The sequence below is a fragment of the Pseudomonas allokribbensis genome, assembly GCF_014863605.1.
Lineage (GTDB): Bacteria > Pseudomonadota > Gammaproteobacteria > Pseudomonadales > Pseudomonadaceae > Aquipseudomonas > Aquipseudomonas allokribbensis.
On sequence record NZ_CP062252.1, the window covers coordinates 5817259 to 5834463 of the forward strand.

The 17205-nt window shown below is 63.1% G+C and carries 14 protein-coding genes; 10 read left to right on the plus strand and 4 right to left on the minus strand.

The genetic code is table 11. From position 1 onward, the window contains the following. Positions 1-123: 123 nt before the first annotated feature. The 5 genes from IF199_RS26730 (at position 124) to IF199_RS26750 (ending at position 4106) form a co-directional block, all read left to right on the plus strand. The gene (locus tag IF199_RS26730; protein WP_102620874.1) at positions 124-726 is read left to right on the plus strand and encodes a DUF2796 domain-containing protein; all 603 of its coding nucleotides are present in this window, start codon (positions 124-126) and stop codon (positions 724-726) included. Positions 727-741: 15 nt separating this feature from the next. Further along, entirely contained in the window at positions 742-1452 is a 711-nt protein-coding gene (locus tag IF199_RS26735) for an ABC transporter ATP-binding protein (RefSeq protein WP_192559101.1), read from the plus strand. A 1-nt stretch (position 1453) separates the two neighbouring features. Continuing rightward, on the plus strand, positions 1454-2719 hold the full coding sequence (locus IF199_RS26740) for an ABC transporter permease (RefSeq protein WP_096820743.1): 1266 nt from the start codon (positions 1454-1456) through the stop codon (positions 2717-2719). Between the two features lie 11 nt (positions 2720-2730). Beyond that, positions 2731-3249, plus strand: coding sequence for a DUF3299 domain-containing protein (locus IF199_RS26745; protein WP_192559102.1), 519 nt, complete (start codon positions 2731-2733; stop codon positions 3247-3249). Positions 3250-3407: 158 nt separating this feature from the next. Next, positions 3408-4106 (plus strand): OmpW/AlkL family protein, encoded by a 699-nt coding sequence (locus IF199_RS26750; RefSeq protein WP_007955593.1) that lies wholly within the window; start codon positions 3408-3410, stop codon positions 4104-4106. A gap of 190 nt (positions 4107-4296) precedes the next feature. On the opposite strand, the gene IF199_RS26755 is transcribed toward IF199_RS26750, so the two are convergent. Then, on the minus strand, positions 4297-5226 hold the full coding sequence (locus tag IF199_RS26755) for an NAD-dependent epimerase/dehydratase family protein (protein ID WP_192559103.1): 930 nt from the start codon (positions 5224-5226) through the stop codon (positions 4297-4299). Continuing rightward, the gene (locus tag IF199_RS26760; RefSeq protein WP_096820741.1) at positions 5219-6103 is read right to left on the minus strand and encodes a sugar nucleotide-binding protein; all 885 of its coding nucleotides are present in this window, start codon (positions 6101-6103) and stop codon (positions 5219-5221) included. Before IF199_RS26760 ends, IF199_RS26755 begins: the two co-directional genes overlap by 8 nt. 178 nt (positions 6104-6281) lie before the next feature. Between IF199_RS26760 and IF199_RS26765 the strand changes: the two genes are divergently transcribed. From IF199_RS26765 to IF199_RS26785, 5 genes are all read left to right on the plus strand, one after another. After that, positions 6282-10577, plus strand: coding sequence for a DEAD/DEAH box helicase (locus IF199_RS26765; RefSeq protein ID WP_192559104.1), 4296 nt, complete (start codon positions 6282-6284; stop codon positions 10575-10577). 132 nt (positions 10578-10709) lie between these two features. Continuing rightward, positions 10710-11921, plus strand: coding sequence for an MFS transporter (locus tag IF199_RS26770; protein ID WP_096820739.1), 1212 nt, complete (start codon positions 10710-10712; stop codon positions 11919-11921). A 186-nt stretch (positions 11922-12107) separates the two neighbouring features. After that, positions 12108-12905 (plus strand): endonuclease/exonuclease/phosphatase family protein, encoded by a 798-nt coding sequence (locus tag IF199_RS26775; protein ID WP_192559105.1) that lies wholly within the window; start codon positions 12108-12110, stop codon positions 12903-12905. Next, positions 12902-14188 (plus strand): cardiolipin synthase ClsB, encoded by a 1287-nt coding sequence (clsB, locus tag IF199_RS26780; RefSeq protein ID WP_192559106.1) that lies wholly within the window; start codon positions 12902-12904, stop codon positions 14186-14188. Before IF199_RS26775 ends, clsB begins: the two co-directional genes overlap by 4 nt. After that, complete coding sequence (locus IF199_RS26785; RefSeq protein WP_192559107.1) at positions 14185-15174, plus strand: lysylphosphatidylglycerol synthase domain-containing protein; 990 nt, start codon at positions 14185-14187, stop codon at positions 15172-15174. Before clsB ends, IF199_RS26785 begins: the two co-directional genes overlap by 4 nt. On the opposite strand, the gene IF199_RS26790 is transcribed toward IF199_RS26785, so the two are convergent. Next, positions 15175-15933, minus strand: a complete 759-nt coding sequence (locus IF199_RS26790) for an alpha/beta hydrolase family protein (RefSeq protein ID WP_007955615.1) — start codon at positions 15931-15933, stop codon at positions 15175-15177. It abuts the gene before it with no gap. Then, positions 15923-17032 (minus strand): DUF3182 family protein, encoded by a 1110-nt coding sequence (locus IF199_RS26795; RefSeq protein ID WP_192559108.1) that lies wholly within the window; start codon positions 17030-17032, stop codon positions 15923-15925. Before IF199_RS26795 ends, IF199_RS26790 begins: the two co-directional genes overlap by 11 nt. Positions 17033-17205 lie beyond the last annotated feature (173 nt).

A 17205-nucleotide genomic window follows, 5' to 3' on the forward strand; every position in this document is an offset into this window, starting at 1 on the left:
CGCACATTTCTGACCTGCATGCTCCCATGGGACTTGTGTAACGCCAAGCGGGCGGGCAAACTCTGCGCACTTTCGTTATAAGATTACATAACAAACTCTTCACTTTACTTCCCGGAGTTCGCCATGCGTCGTCTGCTGCTCGCTTTGCCGTTTGCCCTGTTGCCGCTGGCCATCGCCCAGGCTGCCGATGAGCATGACCACGATCATGAACACGGCAGCCTCGGTGCCCACGAACATGGCGTCGGTCGCCTGAACGCTGCGCTCGACGGCCAGACCCTGGAACTGGAGCTGGAAAGCCCGGCGATGAACCTGGTCGGCTTCGAACACGTCGCCACCAGCGATGCCGACAAGGCCAAGGTCGCTGCCGCTCGCGCGCAACTCGAGAAGCCGCTGGCGCTGTTCAGCCTGCCGGCCGCCGCCGGTTGCAAGGTCACCCGTCAGGAACTGTCGAGCCCGCTGTTCGGTGACAAGCCGGATGCCGACGATCATGACGACGATGACCACGATGAAGACGCCAAGGGCGGCGAAGCGCATCACCACGATCACAGCGAAATCCATGCTCACTACCAGTTCACCTGCGCAGCACCGGGCGCCTTGACTACTCTGGATCTGGCGAACATTTTCAATACCTTCCCGGCGACCCAGAAAATTCAGGTACAACTGATCAGCCCGAACGGCCAGCAAGGCACGGAAGTGACGGCCAAATCCGCCGCCCTGAAATTCTGATCACGAACCGGCACCATGACCCAAGCACTCATCGAACTGTCCGACCTGGGCTTCAACTGGCCCGGTCACCCGCCGCTGCTGGACATCCCGGCGTTTCGTCTGGAACCGGGTGAAACCCTGTTCCTCAAGGGCCCCAGCGGCAGCGGCAAGACCACCCTGCTCGGCCTCCTCGGCGGGGTGCAGAAGCCCGGTCGCGGCAGCATTCGCCTGCTCGGCCAGGAACTGACCGAACTGGGTGCCGGCGCTCGCGATCGCTTTCGTGTCGATCACACCGGCTACATCTTCCAGCAGTTCAACCTGCTGCCGTTTCTCTCGGTACGCGAGAACGTCGAACTGCCGTGCCACTTTTCGAAGCTGCGTGCAGAACGCGCGAAGCAGCGTCATGGCAGCGTCGATCAGGCAGCCGCCACCCTGCTCGCCCACCTGGGTTTGAAGGACGAAGGCATTCTCGGACGACGTGCCGATTCGCTGTCGATCGGTCAACAGCAACGGGTTGCCGCTGCGCGCGCGTTGATCGGTCAGCCGGAACTGGTGATCGCCGACGAGCCGACCTCGGCGCTGGACTACGACGCCCGGGAAAACTTCATTCGCCTGTTGTTCGCCGAGTGCCGTGAGGCCGGGTCGAGCCTGTTGTTCGTCAGCCACGACCAGAGCCTGGCGCCGCTGTTCGACCGTCACCTGTCCCTGGCCGAACTCAATCACGCCGCCACGTCTGCCGAGGTCTGAGATGTATCTGTTCCGTCTGGCCATGGCCAGCCTCGCCAACCGCCGCTTCACCGCCCTGCTCACCGCTTTCGCCATCGCCCTCTCCGTCTGCCTGTTGCTGGCAGTGGAACGGGTGCGCACCGAAGCCAAGGCCAGTTTCGCCAGCACCATCAGCGGCACCGACCTGATCGTCGGCGCTCGCTCCGGTTCGGTGAACCTGCTGCTGTACTCGGTATTCCGCATCGGCAACGCCACCAACAACATTCGTTGGGACAGCTTCGAACATTTCGCCAGCAACCCGAAAGTGAAGTGGGCGATCCCGATGTCCCTCGGCGATTCCCATCGCGGCTATCGGGTGATGGGCACCACCGAAGCCTATTTCGAGCATTACCAGTACGGTCGCCAGCAGCATCTGGAACTGGCCGACGGCCGCGCCTTTGCTACCGATCCGTTTGAAGTGGTACTCGGTGCCGAAGTGGCCGAGGCGCTGCACTACAAACTCGGCGACCAACTGGTACTGGCCCACGGCGTGGCGGCGATCAGTCTGGTCAAGCACGATGACAAACCGTTCACCGTGGTCGGCATTCTCAAGCGCACCGGCACGCCGGTGGACCGCACGTTGCACATCAGCCTCGGTGGCATGGAGGCAATCCACATCGACTGGCACAACGGTGTGCCGGCCCGTGGCAACGGGCGGATCAGTGCCGATCAGGCGCGCAACATGGACCTGACGCCACAAGCGATCACCGCGTTCATGCTCGGCCTCAACAGCAAGATTTCGACCTTCGCGCTGCAACGGGAGATCAACGAATTCCGTGGCGAGCCGATGCTGGCGATCCTGCCGGGCGTGGCCCTGCAGGAACTCTGGAGCCTGATGAGCACCGCTGAAAAAGCGCTGTTCGTGGTCTCGCTGTTCGTGGTGCTGACCGGGCTGATCGGCATGCTCACGGCGATTCTCACCAGCCTCAACGAACGTCGCCGCGAAATGGCGATCCTGCGTTCGGTGGGAGCGCGGCCGTGGCACATCGCGAGCCTGCTGGTGCTGGAAGCGTTTGCGCTGGCGCTGACCGGGGTGATCGCCGGGCTGGCGTTGCTGTACATCGGCATCGCCGCGGCACAGGGTTATGTGCAGGCCAATTACGGCTTGTATCTGCCGCTGGCATGGCCAAGCGAGTATGAATGGACGCTGCTCGGTGGCATTCTGGCTGCCGCGCTGCTGATGGGCAGCGTGCCGGCCTGGCGCGCGTATCGCCAATCATTGGCCGATGGCCTGTCGATCCGTTTATGAGGATGTTCACCATGCCCCGCGCTGTCCTTGCGCTGCTGTTGCTGGTCGCCCTGCCCGTGTGGGCAACGGCGCCGAAAGACCTGACCTGGTCGGAGATGATCCCGCCGGACGCGGCGCCCGAAGTGCCGAACATGACGCCGCTGCATGACCTGTCGAAGATGAGCGATGCGCTGTCCGCAGAATCCGCGCCAGCGGCCAAGCAGGACCTGCCCAACGCCCCGGTGGTGCAAAGCCTCGACGGCCAGAACATCCGCCTGCCGGGCTACATCGTACCGCTGGAAGTCAGCGAGGAAGGCCGCACCACGGACTTCCTGCTGGTGCCGTATTTCGGCGCCTGCATCCACGTGCCGCCACCGCCGTCGAACCAGATCGTGCATGTGAAAAGCGCCGTCGGCGTGAAGCTCGACGAGCTGTATCAGCCGTACTGGGTCGAGGGGCCGTTGCAGGTCAAGGCGTCCACCAGCGAACTGGCCGATGCCGGGTATCAGATGGATGCGGACAAGATTTACGTCTACGAGCTGCCGGAGTAAATCCGGCACTCAGTTATAGCCCGCCAAATCGGCTTCGCGAGCAAAGGTTCCACAAAAAAACCGCCCATCACTGTTTCATTGAGCTGAGTCAAAAGACCGTATCAGACGGATTCGTACCATAGGACATCAAACATTTTTAACGTCCTTTGGGAGCTTCCATGAACAAGTCCTTGCTCAGCGCTTCGCTGTTTGCCCTCGCGCTCGCAGCCCCGCTCGCCCACGCCCACGAAGCCGGCGACATCATCGTTCGTGCCGGTGCGATCACCGTCAACCCGAAGGCCGACAGCTCCAGCGTCAAGGTCGATCAGGGTCCGCTGAGCGGCACCAACCTGGGCGGCAAGGCGACCATGAGCAGCGACACCCAACTGGGTCTGAACTTCGCCTACATGCTGACCAACAACATCGGTATCGAGCTGTTGGCCGCGTCCCCGTTCGAGCATGACGTGAAGCTCAAGGGCACTGCACTGCCAGCCGCCAACGGCAAGCTCGGCACCCTGAAGCACCTGCCGCCGACCCTGAGCGTCGTCTACTATCCGCTGGACGCGAAGTCGGCCTTCCAGCCGTACATCGGCGGCGGCATCAACTACACCTGGATCTACGACGAACACGTCGGCAGCGAAGCCCAGTCCAACGGCTTCAGCAACTTCAAGGCGAAAAACTCCTGGGGCCTGGCCTGGCAGGTCGGTGCGGACTACATGCTGACCGACAACATCATGCTCAACGCCCAGGTGCGCTACATCGACATCGACACCCGCGCCACCGTCGAGAACAACGCCGTGGCTCCAGGTACTCGCGCAAAAGTGAACGTCGACGTCGATCCATTTGTGTACATGGTCGGTCTGGGCTACAAGTTCTAAGCGAGCAATCAAAGAACGTTCACGTGGTGGTGAATGAGGCTTGGTGGCGGGCAGACTCAGAACTGACGGCGATGTTACGCAATCGACCGGGGAGCAAGCTCCCTCGCTACAGGAAATGTGTTTGAAATCCGATTTCCGGCCGTGAAAAAGGCGCCTGTCAAAAGGCGCCTTTTTCATGTCCGCGAGAAGCTCAGCGGCCGAGCAAACGTGCCAGGCCGACGCTCATCGGCGTTGGCGTCGGGCACTTGAATCGCTCGAGCAACCGAGCGTTGTTCGCCCGCGAATGACGGATGTCACCGGAGCGCGCCGGGCCATAGCTGACCGGCGGCAACTCGCCGACCACCGCTTCCAGCGCAGCCAGCATCTGCTTGAGATTGGTCGCCTGATTCCAGCCGACGTTTACCGCGCCGACTTGCGCTTCAGGCTTTTCCAGGGCCTGCACCAGCACGTCGACCAGATCTTCGACGTACATGAAATCCCGGGTCTGCTCGCCATCGCCGAACACGGTGATCGGCAAGCCTTTCTGCGCGCGTTCGCTGAAGATGCTGATCACGCCGGAGTACGGCGAGGACGGATCCTGACGCGGGCCGAAAATATTGAAGAAGCGGAAGATCACCGGCTCCAGACCGTGCTGGCGGCGGTAGAAATCGAAGTAGTGCTCACCGGCCAGTTTGTCCGATGCATACGGCGTCAATGGCGCTTTCGGCGTGTCTTCGTTGATCGACTCGCCCTCGCCATTGTTGCCGTAGACCGCGGCGCTGGAGGCGAACAGCACGCGCTTCACGCCGGCCTCGCGCATGGCTTCGCAGACGTTGAGCGTGCCGATGAAATTGCTCTGGTGAGTCTTCACCGGATCATCCACCGACGCCTGCACCGACGCCACGGCGGCCAGGTGCGCGACCGCGCTGCAACCTTGCATCGCTTGTGCAACCAGCGCGGCGTCGGCGACGTCGCCGACGATCAGTTCAACCTTGGGATTGTCCAGCGGCAAGTTGCTGCGTTTGCCGGTCGACAGGTCATCGAGGATCCGTACCGAATGGCCGTTGGCGAGCAACGCGTCAGTCAGGTGCGAACCGATGAAACCGGCGCCGCCGGTGATTAAAACAGGGCCGTCAGCCATGGCGATAAAACCTATCCAGTAAGCCCGGGAGTGCGGCGCGCCAGGCGCGCGGCTTGATCCCGAAAGTGTGCAGAATTTTCTTGCAGGCCAGCACCGCGTGTTGCGGCTCTTCAGCGGCATCCTCACGCGCGGCATGGGCCTGGGCGGTCGGTTCTTCGATCGCCAGCGGATGCAGGCTGCGAGCCTCGGTGAGAATCGCCTGCCCCAGGGCCAGCGGTGTGGTCGCCTCGTGGCCGGCGTAGTGGTAAGTGCCCCACAGCGGCGCGGCGCAATCGAGTTGTTTGAGCACCGAAATGATCACCCGGGCCGCATCGTCGACCGGGGTCGGATTGCCGCGACGGTCGTCAGCCAGCAGCAATTCTTCCGGCTGTTCGGCACGGGCCAGGAATCGCCCGAGGGTGCCTTCCGGGCTGTCATCGAGCAGCCAGCCAAAACGCAGCAACACGTGCTGCGGGCAAGTGGCGCGTACGCTCTGCTCGATCCGCCACAGCGCCTGACCGCGCAGGCCCAACGGCACGGGCTCGTCCTTTTCGCTGTAGGCGGTGGCACGGGAACCGTCGAATACCCGGTAGCTGGACGGTTGCACCAGCACGATGTTGTGGTGCTGGCACAGTTCGGCCAGACGCTCGATGGCGCGTTCCTGGCCCGACAGACGGCTTTCGCTGACGGTCTCGGCCTGGAACCAGTCGAAATAGTAGGCAAGGTTGATCAATGCATCGGGACGGGTGTCGTCGAGCAGTTGTGTCAGGCTCGCGGCATCCCAGCCGTCTTCGGGCGGGCGGGGGGCGAGGAAACCGATGTCTTCCTCCGCACCGAGGCGAATCAGCGCCTGCCCAAGGGCATTTCCGCCGCCCAGTAACATAAGGCGCATTCGCATAGAGTCAGCAGGCCCAGTCTGATTGGAACGATGGCTTTAGCGACGATGCGCGTGGCACCGTCGTCGATAATTGCCGGAATCGTTGCATTTTGCGGGTTTAGTGCGCAACCGTCACCCGTAAAGTGTAGATCCCCAGCGGTACTTGCAACTTCGCCCGCTCACCCGCATAACTGAAGCCATGAATCTGCCCCTCCCCAAGGACGCGGCCCTGGCAGGCTTCCACCCCGCTGTCAGCGCCTGGTTCAGCCACACATTCGCGACGGTCACCGCCGCCCAGGCCCGCGCATGGCCGTTGATCCGCCAGCGACGCTCGACGCTGATCGCCGCGCCCACCGGCTCCGGCAAGACCCTCACCGCATTTCTCGCGGTGCTTGACGATCTGGTCCACCGTGGCCTGGAAACCCCGGACGGTCTGCCGGACGAGACGCTGGTGGTCTACGTTTCGCCGCTCAAGGCGTTGTCCAACGACATCCGCATCAACCTGCAAAATCCGCTGGCCGGGATAACCGACCAGTTACGTCAAATGGACCTGCCGGCACTGGAAATCACCACTGCCGTACGCACCGGTGACACCCCGCAAAAAGACCGCGCCGCCATGCGCAAAAGTGCGCCGCACATTCTGGTGACCACCCCGGAATCTCTCTACGTACTGCTCGGTTCCGAGTCCGGGCGCAAAATGCTCGGCACCACGCGCACGGTGATCGTCGATGAAATCCACGCCATTGCCGCCAGCAAACGTGGCAGTCACCTGGCCCTGAGCCTCGAACGCTTGCAGGCGCTGTGCGCCGAACCGCTGACCCGCATCGGGCTGTCGGCCACGCAAAAACCGATCGATGCGGTCGCACGGTTTCTGGTCGGCCATGAGCGCCCGTGCGAAATCATCGACATCGGCCACGCGCGCCCACGGGATCTGGGCATCGAAGTGCCGCCGGTGCCGTTGTCGGCGGTCATGGCCAATGATGTCTGGGAGCTGGTCTACGACCGCCTCGCCACGCTCGCCAGCGAACACCGCACCACGCTGATTTTCGTCAACACCCGGCGCCTCGCCGAACGCCTGAGTCGGCACCTGAGCGAACGCCTCGGCAAACACGCGGTGGCCGCGCACCACGGCAGTCTGGCCAAGGAGTTTCGTCTCGACGCCGAACAGCGCCTCAAGCGTGGCGAACTGCAAGTGCTGATCGCCACTGCGTCGCTGGAACTGGGGATCGACATCGGTGAAGTCGACCTTGTGTGCCAGATCGCTTCGCCGCGGTCGATTGCCGGTTTTCTGCAACGGGTCGGCCGTTCCGGACACCAGGTTGGCGGCACGCCCAAGGGGCGCCTGTTCGCCACCACCCGCGATGACCTGATCGAATGCGCCGCGCTGCTCGACTGCGTGCGCCGGGGCGAACTCGACACCCTGCACATCCCCGAAGCGCCGCTGGATGTGCTGGCGCAACAGATCATCGCCGAGGTCAGTTGCCAGGAGTGGGCCGAGGACGCGTTGCTCGCACTGCTTCGTCACGCGGAACCCTACGCCGACCTCGACGAAAAGCATTATCAGGCGCTGCTGACCATGCTCGCCGAAGGCTACAACGGTCGTCAGGGCATCCGCAGCGCCTACCTGCACCGCGACGCTGTAAGCCGAACCTTGCGCGGACGACGCGGTGCGCGGCTGACGGCCGTGACCAGCGGCGGCACCATCCCCGACAACGCCGACTACAGCGTGCTGCTGGAACCCCAGGGCCTGAACATCGGCAGCGTCAACGAAGACTTCGCCGTGGAAAGCATTGCCGGCGATGTGTTCCAGCTCGGCAACACCTCCTACCGAATCCTGCGGGTGGAAACCGGCAAGGTGCGGGTCGAGGATGCCCAGGGCCAACCGCCGACTATTCCGTTCTGGCTCGGCGAAGCACCCGGTCGCAGCGCCGAATTGTCGATGGCCGTGGCCCGCCTGCAGGCACAGCTCGATCAACTGCTGAGCGCCAGCCCCGGCAACCTGCAACCGGCCCTCGACTGGCTGACCGCAACCCTGGGACTGGACCTGGCCAGCGCCGAACAGCTTGTGGATTATCTGGCCCGAGCCCGCCTCTCCCTCGGCGCCCTGCCGTCCCAGGACACGCTGCTGATGGAACGGTTTTTCGACGAGTCCGGCGGCACCCAACTGATCATCCACTCGCCATTCGGCAGCCGTATCAATCGCGCCTGGGGCCTGGCCCTGCGCAAGCGCTTCTGCCGCACCTTCAACTTCGAATTGCAGGCTGCCGCCAGCGAAGACGCCATCGTGCTGTCGCTGTCCACCAGCCACAGTTTCGAACTCGACGAGGTCTGGCGTTATCTGCACAGCAACAGCGCCGAGCACATCCTGATTCAAGCAGTGCTCGACGCACCGTTGTTCGGCGTGCGCTGGCGCTGGAACGCCGGGGTGGCGCTGGCCCTGCCGCGTTTTGTCAGCGGGCGAAAAGTCCCGCCGCAGTTGCAGCGAATGAAAAGCGAAGACCTGATCGCCAGCGTGTTTCCCGATCAGATCGCCTGCCTGGAAAATCTCGCCGGCGAACGAGAAATCCCCGAGCATCCGCTGGTGGAACAGACCCTCGACGATTGCCTGCACGAAGCGATGGACAGCGAGGGCTGGCTCGGTCTCCTGCGACGGCTGGAACGCGGTGAAGTGCGCCTGATCGCTCGCGATCTGCCGGCGCCCTCGCCGCTGGCGGCGGAAATCCTCAGCGCACGCCCCTACACCTTTCTCGACGACGCGCCGCTGGAAGAGCGTCGCACCCAGGCTGTGCTCAACCGCCGCTGGAGCGATCCGCAATCCACCGATGACCTCGGTGCGCTGGACGCCGACGCGATCACCGCCGTACGTGAAGAAGCCTGGCCAACGCCGAACAGCCCCGACGAAATGCACGAAGCGCTGATGAGCCTGGCCTGCATCAGCGACCACGAAGTCGAGGCCAACCTGCATTGGCGCGATTGGCTGAATGCGTTGGCCGACACGGGTCGAGCCTGCCAACTGCAAATCGATCCCGAGCATTCGCTCTGGTTGGCGCGAGAACGCCTGACCTGTCTGCAAGCGCTTTATCCACAGGCATCTTCAGTGCTGCAAGCCCTGCCCGGTTTTGATGAAGTCTGGACCGCCGACGATGCCTTGGTGGAAGTCATCCGCGCGCGACTGAGTGCATTCGGCCCGCTGCCACTGGAGACCATCGCGCAACCGCTGTCATTGCCGCCCGAACACGTCCATCAAGCCCTCGCCCGACTGGAACGCGAAGGCTATGTGCTGCGTGGTCAATTCACGCCGGGGCTGAAGACTGAAGAATGGTGCGAACGGCATCTGCTCGCGCGTATTCACCGCTACACCGTCAAGCGCCTGCGCCGGGAAATCGAACCGGTGGCGTTGCAGGATTTTATGCGTTTCCTGTTCGACTGGCAGCATGTCTCCTCGTCCACCCGGGGTCAGGGCAGCGCCGTGTTGCCGGCGGTTGTCGGTCAGTTCGAAGGCTACCCGGCAGCAGCGTCGGCGTGGGACAGCGACATTCTTCCGGCGCGGCTCAAGGACTATTCACCGAGTTGGCTGGATGATCTGTGCCGCAGCGGAAAACTGGTGTGGACTCGCCTCAGCGCCCGGCAAAAAACCAGCGGCACGGCGCTGCGCAGTACGCCCGTGGTGCTGTTGCCGCGCAGTCAGGTCGGGTTGTGGAGCGCACTGGCCGAGCAGACGCCGATCAGTGAACTGTCGCCTAAAACGCAGAAAGTCTTCGAGGCCCTCAGTCAGCACGGGGCGCTGTTTTTCGATGAGCTGATTCATGAAGCGCACCTGCTGCGCACCGAACTGGAAATCGCCTTGCAGGAACTGGTCGGCGCTGGCCTGGTGAACGCCGACAGTTTTGCCGGCCTGCGGGCACTGATCACCCCGGCGAGCAAGCGTCAGCAACGCAGCAGTCGACGCGGGCGCGGGGCGTTCGTGGGTGGCATGGACGATGCCGGGCGCTGGGCGCTTTTACGTCGTGGGTCGGTTGTGGAAAGCAGCCAGACAGCGTCGCCCGAGACGCTTGAACACATCGCCATGACCTTGTTGCGCCGTTACGGCGTGGTGTTCTGGCGCCTGCTGGAACGCGAAGCCGATTGGCTGCCGAGCTGGCGCGAACTCCTGCGCACCTTTCACCGGCTGGAGGCCCGGGGCGAGATTCGCGGCGGGCGTTTTGTCAGTGGCCTGGCCGGTGAACAATTCGCCCTGCCCGAGGCGATTCCGCTGCTGCGCGAAGTGCGCCGTCGCCCCCATGACGGCAGCCTGATCGCGGTGTGCGGGGTCGATCCGCTGAACCTCGCCGGCACTTTGTTGCCGGGCGCGAAAGTGCCGGCGCTGGCGAGCAACCGGCTGGTGTATCGCGACGGGTTGCCGGTGGCGGCCGAGATTGCCGGCAAGCAGCAGTTCTGGCCGGAGCTGGATCAGGTCTCCATGGAACAGGTGCGCAACAAACTGATTCGGCATTGAGCTCAAGAACGCCTTGAGGGCAGCGTTTGATCTTTGCTCCCAGGTCAAATATCAAATGCCCATCCCTGTATTTTTCCTCCCTCGCCAAACCCCGACACTGCGCTCCATTCAATCCTCAACCGGAGTGCTGTCATGCCCATTGCCTTGCTCGCGCTGACGCTCAGCGCATTTGCCATCGGGACGACCGAGTTCGTCATCGTTGGCCTGCTTCCTACCATCGGCGCCGATCTTGGCGTCAGTCTGCCGTCCGCCGGTCTGCTGGTCAGTCTCTACGCCCTCGGCGTGGCCATCGGTGCGCCGGTGCTGACCGCGCTCACCGGCAAAGTCCCGCGCAAACTGTTGCTGCTGTCGCTGATGGTGCTGTTTACCCTCGGCAACCTGCTGGCCTGGCTGGCACCGAGTTATGAATCGCTGGTGCTGGCACGGATCGTCACCGGCCTTGCTCATGGCGTCTTCTTCTCCATCGGCTCGACCATTGCCACCAGCCTGGTGCCCAAGGAAAAGGCCGCCAGCGCGATTGCAATCATGTTCACCGGCCTGACCGTGGCACTGGTCACCGGCGTGCCGCTGGGCACGTTCATCGGTCAGCATTTCGGCTGGCGTGAAACCTTCCTCGCCGTGTCGGCGCTGGGCGTCATCGCGTTCATCGGCAGCTTGCTGTATGTGCCGAAAAACATCGCCCACAGCAAGCCGGCTTCGTTGCTGCAACAGTTGCAGGTGCTCAAACAGCCGCGCCTGCTGCTGGTCTACGCCATGACCGCCATCGGTTACGGCGGCTCGTTCATTGCCTTCACCTACCTGGCGCCGATTCTTCAGGACATCTCGGGCTTCAGCGCCGGCACGGTCAGCCTGGTGCTGCTGGTGTACGGCGTATCGGTCGCCGTCGGCAATATCTGGGGTGGCAAACTGGCGGACAAGCGCGGGCCGATCAGCGCCCTGAAAATCATCTTCGCCCTGCTCGCTGCCGTGCTGTTCGTGCTCACTTTCACCGCCGGCAACCCGTGGCTGGCACTGGCCACCGTGCTGGTCTGGGGCGCGGTCGCCTTCGGCAACGTGCCGGGTTTGCAGGTGTACGTGGTGCGTCAGGCTGAACATCACACGCCGCAGGCAGTCGATGTGGCTTCAGGGCTGAACATTGCGGCGTTCAACCTCGGGATCGCCGGCGGTGCCTGGGGTGGCGGGCTGATTGTCGAGCACATCGGCCTGATCCACACCGCGTGGATCGGCGGGCTGGTGGTGCTGGTGGCATTGGCCCTGACAGCCTTGAGCGGTCGCCTCGACCGGCTGGGCCCGGTGTATGCCGAACCCGCTGAAGGCTCTGCTCGCGTCATTACCGGCCACTGATCCGGCGAATACCGACCGTCCGTAGTCCCGCCGAAACTTTCTCGAACCGCCCGCAGTCACCAATAGACAGAGGCGGTACGAGGACTTTCGACGGGAGGACGGCATGGCGGCGATTCGCATCGATGACTCAAAGGGGCGCCCTGCCCCTTGGCGCGACCAGCGCCACCCCCCTGCGGGCATGCCGTCATGAGCATTCCCGAGCCGGTCGGCGTCACCGATGAACAGGCCACCGTCATCACCACGGTGCGTCGTTTCACCGTGCTGACGGTCAACACCCACAAGGGCTTCACCGCGCTGAACCGCCGCTTCATTCTCCCGGAACTGCGCGAAGCGGTCCGCAGCGTGTCCGCCGACGTGGTGTTCCTGCAGGAAGTCCACGGCACCCACGAACACCATCCCAAGCGCTACAACAACTGGCCGACGATGCCGCAATACGAGTTCCTCGCCGACAGCCTGTGGCCGCAGTTCGCCTACGGGCGCAACGCGGTGTACCCGGAGGGTGATCACGGCAACGCCCTGCTGTCGAAATTCCAGATCGTGCGCCACGACAACCTCGACGTTTCCATCAGCGGTCATGAAAACCGTGGTCTGTTGCATTGCGTGCTGCGCCTGCCGGGAGACGCTCGCGAATTGTACGCGATCTGCGTGCACCTGGGCCTGCGTGAAAGTCATCGCAACGCACAGCTGAAACTGCTGCGAAAACGCCTCGCCGACCTGCCCGACGATGCACCGGTGATCGTCGCCGGCGACTTCAACGACTGGCGCCAGCGCGCCGATGCGCTGCTGGAACCTTGCGGTCTGCGTGAAGTGTTTGCCGAGCATCAGGGCAAACCGGCGCGCAGTTTTCCGGCGCGCTGGCCGGCACTGCGGCTGGACCGGATCTACGTGCGCAACCTCAAGACCAGCCAGCCGAAGGTGCTCGCCAACCGGCCCTGGTCACATCTTTCCGATCACGTGCCGCTGTCAGTGGAGATCGAACTATGAGCAGCGCGCCGCTGGAAAAGTCCGCCGTGGAACCGATCACCATCACCCCACCGATCCGCGAGCCCGGCCAAGTCGATGTCGACTATGGCTGGCAGGGCAACAACCGCGTCGAACTGCTGGAAAACGGCGAGGATTATTTCCCGCGAGTCTTCGATGCCATGCGCACGGCGAAGAGTGAAATCCTGCTGGAGACCTTCATCGTTTTCGAAGACAAGGTCGGCAACGAGTTGCAGCAGATTCTGATCGACGCCGCCCGGCGTGGCGTGCGCACCACCGTCAGTCTCGACGGCTTCGGTTGCGGCGAATTGAGCACCCGTTACCTCACCGCGTTGAGCGAGGTCGGTGTGCACCTGCAAATCTTCGACCCGGCGCCCAAACGCCTGGGTTTTCGCACCAACTGGTTTCGTCGCCTGCACCGCAAGATCGTGGTGGTCGACGGGCTGATTGCGTTCATCGGCGGGATCAATTTTTCCGGCGATCACCTGGCGGATTTCGGCCCCGAGGCGAAGCAGGATTACGCGGTGCAAGTTCAGGGCCCGGCGGTGGCCGACATCCATCATTTCGCCCTGCTGCAAAGCGGTCGTCCCGGCCGGGCGCGGTTCTGGTGGCAGCGTCGACGCCAGCGGCGGGCGGAGATGGCGTTCACCGAACATGACGGTCAGGTGCGATTGGTATTCCGCGACAACGACCAGCATCACACCGATATCGAAGACGTTTATTTACAGGTGTTGCGCCGCGCCCGGCGGCGGGTGGTGATCGCCAATGCCTATTTCTTTCCCGGTTACCGCTTGCTGCGCGAGATGCGCAACGCGGCCCGGCGCGGCGTCGATGTGCGGCTGATCCTGCAGGGCCAGCCGGACATGCTGGTGGCCAAACTCGCAGCGCGCATGACCTACGACTACCTGCTCAAGGCCGGGGTGCAGATCCACGAATATTGCGAGCGGCCGCTGCACGGCAAAGTCGCGCTGGTGGATGAGGATTGGAGCACTGTCGGGTCGAGCAATCTTGATCCGCTGAGCCTGTCACTGAACCTGGAAGCCAATGTTTTGATCCGCGACCGGGCCTTCAATGGTCATCTGTTTGAACGTCTCGAAGATCTGAGCAACAACCACTGCAAAACGATGGACGCCAGCAAGTCGCCGCGCGGCCGACTCTGGCACATGACCGTGGGGTTTCTGGTGTTTCATTTCCTGCGCCATTTCCCGGCCATGGCCGGCTGGCTACCTGCACACAAACCACGGTTGAAACCCTTTATCCGCACGACCGGGAGCGATCCGTCATGAGCCGTTCCGATGCTCCCGCCGCCACACATTCGAAGCCAGCGGCCACGTCACGCTGGAGTCGCTGGAAGCGTCCGCTGACATTGCTGTTTTTCCTCGCGCTGATCGTCCTGCTGACGATGTTCGCCAGCCGCATCGAATGGGCCGAGGTGCTGCAAACCCTCGCCGACTTCAAGGTGCGCACGCTGATCATCGCCTCCAGCCTGACGCTGTTGAGCTTTCTGGTATACGCCAGTTTCGACCTGATCGGCCGCACTTACATTCGCCAGGAGCTGACCTGGAAACAGATCCTGCCGGTGGGCATCATCAGTTACGCATTCAACCTCAATCTGAGCGCGTGGGTCGGCGGGATCGCCATGCGTTATCGGCTGTACTCGCGACTCGGCGTGAGCAAAAGCAACATCGCCAAGATCCTCGGGCTGAGCCTGGCCACCAACTGGTTCGGCTACATGACCATCGCCGGCGCGGTGTTCAGCAGCGGTCTGGTCAGCATGCCGCCGGGCTGGAAAGTCAGCAGCGATGCGTTGCAGGGCATCGGCGTTTTGCTGCTGTTGCTGAGTGCCGGTTACCTGGTCGCCTGCCAGTTTTCCCGGCGCCGCGAGTGGTCGATTCGCGGGGTGGAAATCAATCTGCCGTCGCTGCGCATGGCCGTCCTGCAGCTGTTGCTCGGCGCGCTCAACTTGTCATTGATGGCGGCGGTGATTTTCACCTTGCTGCCGGGCAAGCTCGACTATCCACTGGTGCTCGGGGTGCTGTTGATCAGCGCGATTGCCGGGGTCATCACTCACATTCCGGCCGGGCTCGGCGTACTCGAAGCGGTGTTCGTCGCGCTGCTGCAACACGAGGCGTCGCGCGGCAGTCTGGTCGCGGGGTTGCTGGCCTATCGGGCGATCTATTTTCTGCTGCCGCTGCTGATCACGGTGGTGATGTATCTGGTGGTGGAAGCCAAGGCCAAGGCACTGCGGATCGAGAAGAAACCCAAGCCCTGATCAGCGCGACTGAATGATGCTCAACCGTTCGCCCACCACCATCTCGGTGATCCAGTCGACCAGGATCGAGGTGTACGCCTGCTGCGAGGTCGGGTCGCTCAGGGCATGGTCGGCACCGTCGATGATCCGATGGGTCAGCGAGTGGGTCTGCTGACACGCCGCGCGATAACTCATGATCGTCGCGTGGGGCACGTAGTCATCGGTTTCCGATTGCACCAGCAGCACGTCCCCGGTGAATTGCGAGCAGGCATGCAGCGCCCGATTGCTGTCGGCGCGCACCAGCGTACCGCGATAATCGCGCAGGTCAGCCTTGTCCAGATCGCGCTTGGGCGTGTGCCATTGCTCGTCGCGATAAAGCGCCGGCACCCGCAGCGCCAGCCAGCGCACCGGGCGCAATGAGGTGAGGATCGAAGCGAGATAACCGCCGTAGCTGGTGCCGACCACCGCGATGGCCGAGGTGTCCAGCGCCGGGTGCGCGAGCAGCCGGTCGTAGGCCGCCAGCAAGTCGCGCAGGTTGTCTTCACGGGTCACCCGGCTCAGCGGAATACCGGTGCCGCCGGTATGCCCGCGCAGATCAAACGTCAGGCAAACGCAGCCCAGGCCGGCGATGCCTTTGGCCCGTTCCAGATCTCGCTCCTGACTACCGCCCCAGCCGTGCACGAACAACACACCGGGGACTTTCGATTTGGGGCTGAGGAAGGTCCCGCTCATCTGCTCGTCATCAATGTCGATTTGAATGCTTTCGCTTCTAGCCGTCATAGGATTTGACCGTCACGTATTTGAGGAGAAAGTCGCTGTTCTCGGCAGGGCCGCGATAGACCTCGATAGCATCCGCCGGCAGGGCCTGGTCGATGTAGGTTTCCACCGACGACACGCGGATCGCGCACATCGACGGATCGTTGACGAAACTCTGCAACGCCGCCACCTCGGCACTGCTCGCGCCGCCCATGCGCCAGGATTGTTCGAGCACGCCGCTGCGCTGCTGACCATCGCTGCCCAGGCCCTGGGCGATGTCGTAATTGCGCCGCGAAGCGTAGAACCGTGGATAGGCTTCATCCGCCGCGCGGTCGAACACCTGCGCCTGCTCGATGGCCAGCCGCACATCGTCCGGCAGGTCCAGTGTCAGCAGTTCCTCGTAACCGCCCTGCACCACCAGCAGGTTCGAGCCGCCGTACACGTCTTCGCCGTGGGCGTCTTCGGTCAAGTATTGATCACCACAGTAACTGAGCACCCGGTCGCCGATGAACGACTGGCCGACGCTGTGGGTAACTACCTGGCTCAGGTCCTGCTCCAGCACCACGCCTTCGTTGAACTGTTTTGCAATGTCCGGGCGAGTGAGGATCTCGTCGAAAGCGTCGAGGCTCTTGATCACTTCCTGTCCGCGGCCGGCGCACGCATGAATCGGTTTGAGACGGATCGGGCCGCTGTACAGCAGATGTTCGGCGGCGGGTCGTGCATCTTTCAGATCAAACACGCTGAGCCCGTCGAGCACGACATTGCGCGTGCGTTCGGAAAACAGCGGCGACCAGCCTTGCGGCGCGCGGGCCAGATGACTGCGCAAACCGTGGCTGATGGCTTTGGTGCAGATGAAATCGTGCTCGACGAAACCGCCCCACAGATCGTTCGGGCCTTTGATACCCAGTTCATGGGCCTTGGCAGCGCCGACGATGGTTTGGGTCGGCAGCAGATACAGGTCGCGACCGCGGTGCTTTTGCGCGTCGTAGTTGTCGCCGAATGTCAGCCCGAGAATCTGCGCCAGCCAGCGGGCCAGCGCCTTGTTGGTCTGCACTTCGTGTTGAGGTGCGTCGGGGCGTACGGAATGGGCGACCACTATTTTGTTGCGAGGTGTCGGGGTCATGCGTCCCCCTTCCTGCGGCTCGGTGAATGTAGGTCAGAGGGTGCAGAGATCAGGCCAAACGGCTGCTGCGCGAAACCCCACGCAAATCAGTGAATTAGCCTTTTCGTACTGGCACCCCGCCCGTTTCAATCTGCACGACCGGCGCCATGGCTCCGGCATTTTGCACGACCGTC

What these genes read in the sequence shown, in the direction of transcription:
- IF199_RS26765 (WP_192559104.1), top strand. Translation starts at nt 6,282, where the DNA reads ATGAATCTGCCCCTCCCCAAGGACGCGGCCCTGGCAGGCTTCCACCCC.
- clsB (WP_192559106.1), top strand. Translation starts at nt 12,902, where the DNA reads ATGAGCAGCGCGCCGCTGGAAAAGTCCGCCGTGGAACCGATCACCATC.
- IF199_RS26785 (WP_192559107.1), top strand. Translation starts at nt 14,185, where the DNA reads ATGAGCCGTTCCGATGCTCCCGCCGCCACACATTCGAAGCCAGCGGCC.
- IF199_RS26730 (WP_102620874.1), top strand. Translation starts at nt 124, where the DNA reads ATGCGTCGTCTGCTGCTCGCTTTGCCGTTTGCCCTGTTGCCGCTGGCC.
- IF199_RS26775 (WP_192559105.1), top strand. Translation starts at nt 12,108, where the DNA reads ATGAGCATTCCCGAGCCGGTCGGCGTCACCGATGAACAGGCCACCGTC.
- IF199_RS26740 (WP_096820743.1), top strand. Translation starts at nt 1,454, where the DNA reads ATGTATCTGTTCCGTCTGGCCATGGCCAGCCTCGCCAACCGCCGCTTC.
- IF199_RS26770 (WP_096820739.1), top strand. Translation starts at nt 10,710, where the DNA reads ATGCCCATTGCCTTGCTCGCGCTGACGCTCAGCGCATTTGCCATCGGG.
- IF199_RS26750 (WP_007955593.1), top strand. Translation starts at nt 3,408, where the DNA reads ATGAACAAGTCCTTGCTCAGCGCTTCGCTGTTTGCCCTCGCGCTCGCA.
- IF199_RS26745 (WP_192559102.1), top strand. Translation starts at nt 2,731, where the DNA reads ATGCCCCGCGCTGTCCTTGCGCTGCTGTTGCTGGTCGCCCTGCCCGTG.
- IF199_RS26795 (WP_192559108.1), bottom strand. Translation starts at nt 17,032, where the DNA reads ATGACCCCGACACCTCGCAACAAAATAGTGGTCGCCCATTCCGTACGC.
- IF199_RS26755 (WP_192559103.1), bottom strand. Translation starts at nt 5,226, where the DNA reads ATGGCTGACGGCCCTGTTTTAATCACCGGCGGCGCCGGTTTCATCGGT.
- IF199_RS26735 (WP_192559101.1), top strand. Translation starts at nt 742, where the DNA reads ATGACCCAAGCACTCATCGAACTGTCCGACCTGGGCTTCAACTGGCCC.
- IF199_RS26790 (WP_007955615.1), bottom strand. Translation starts at nt 15,933, where the DNA reads ATGACGGCTAGAAGCGAAAGCATTCAAATCGACATTGATGACGAGCAG.
- IF199_RS26760 (WP_096820741.1), bottom strand. Translation starts at nt 6,103, where the DNA reads ATGCGAATGCGCCTTATGTTACTGGGCGGCGGAAATGCCCTTGGGCAG.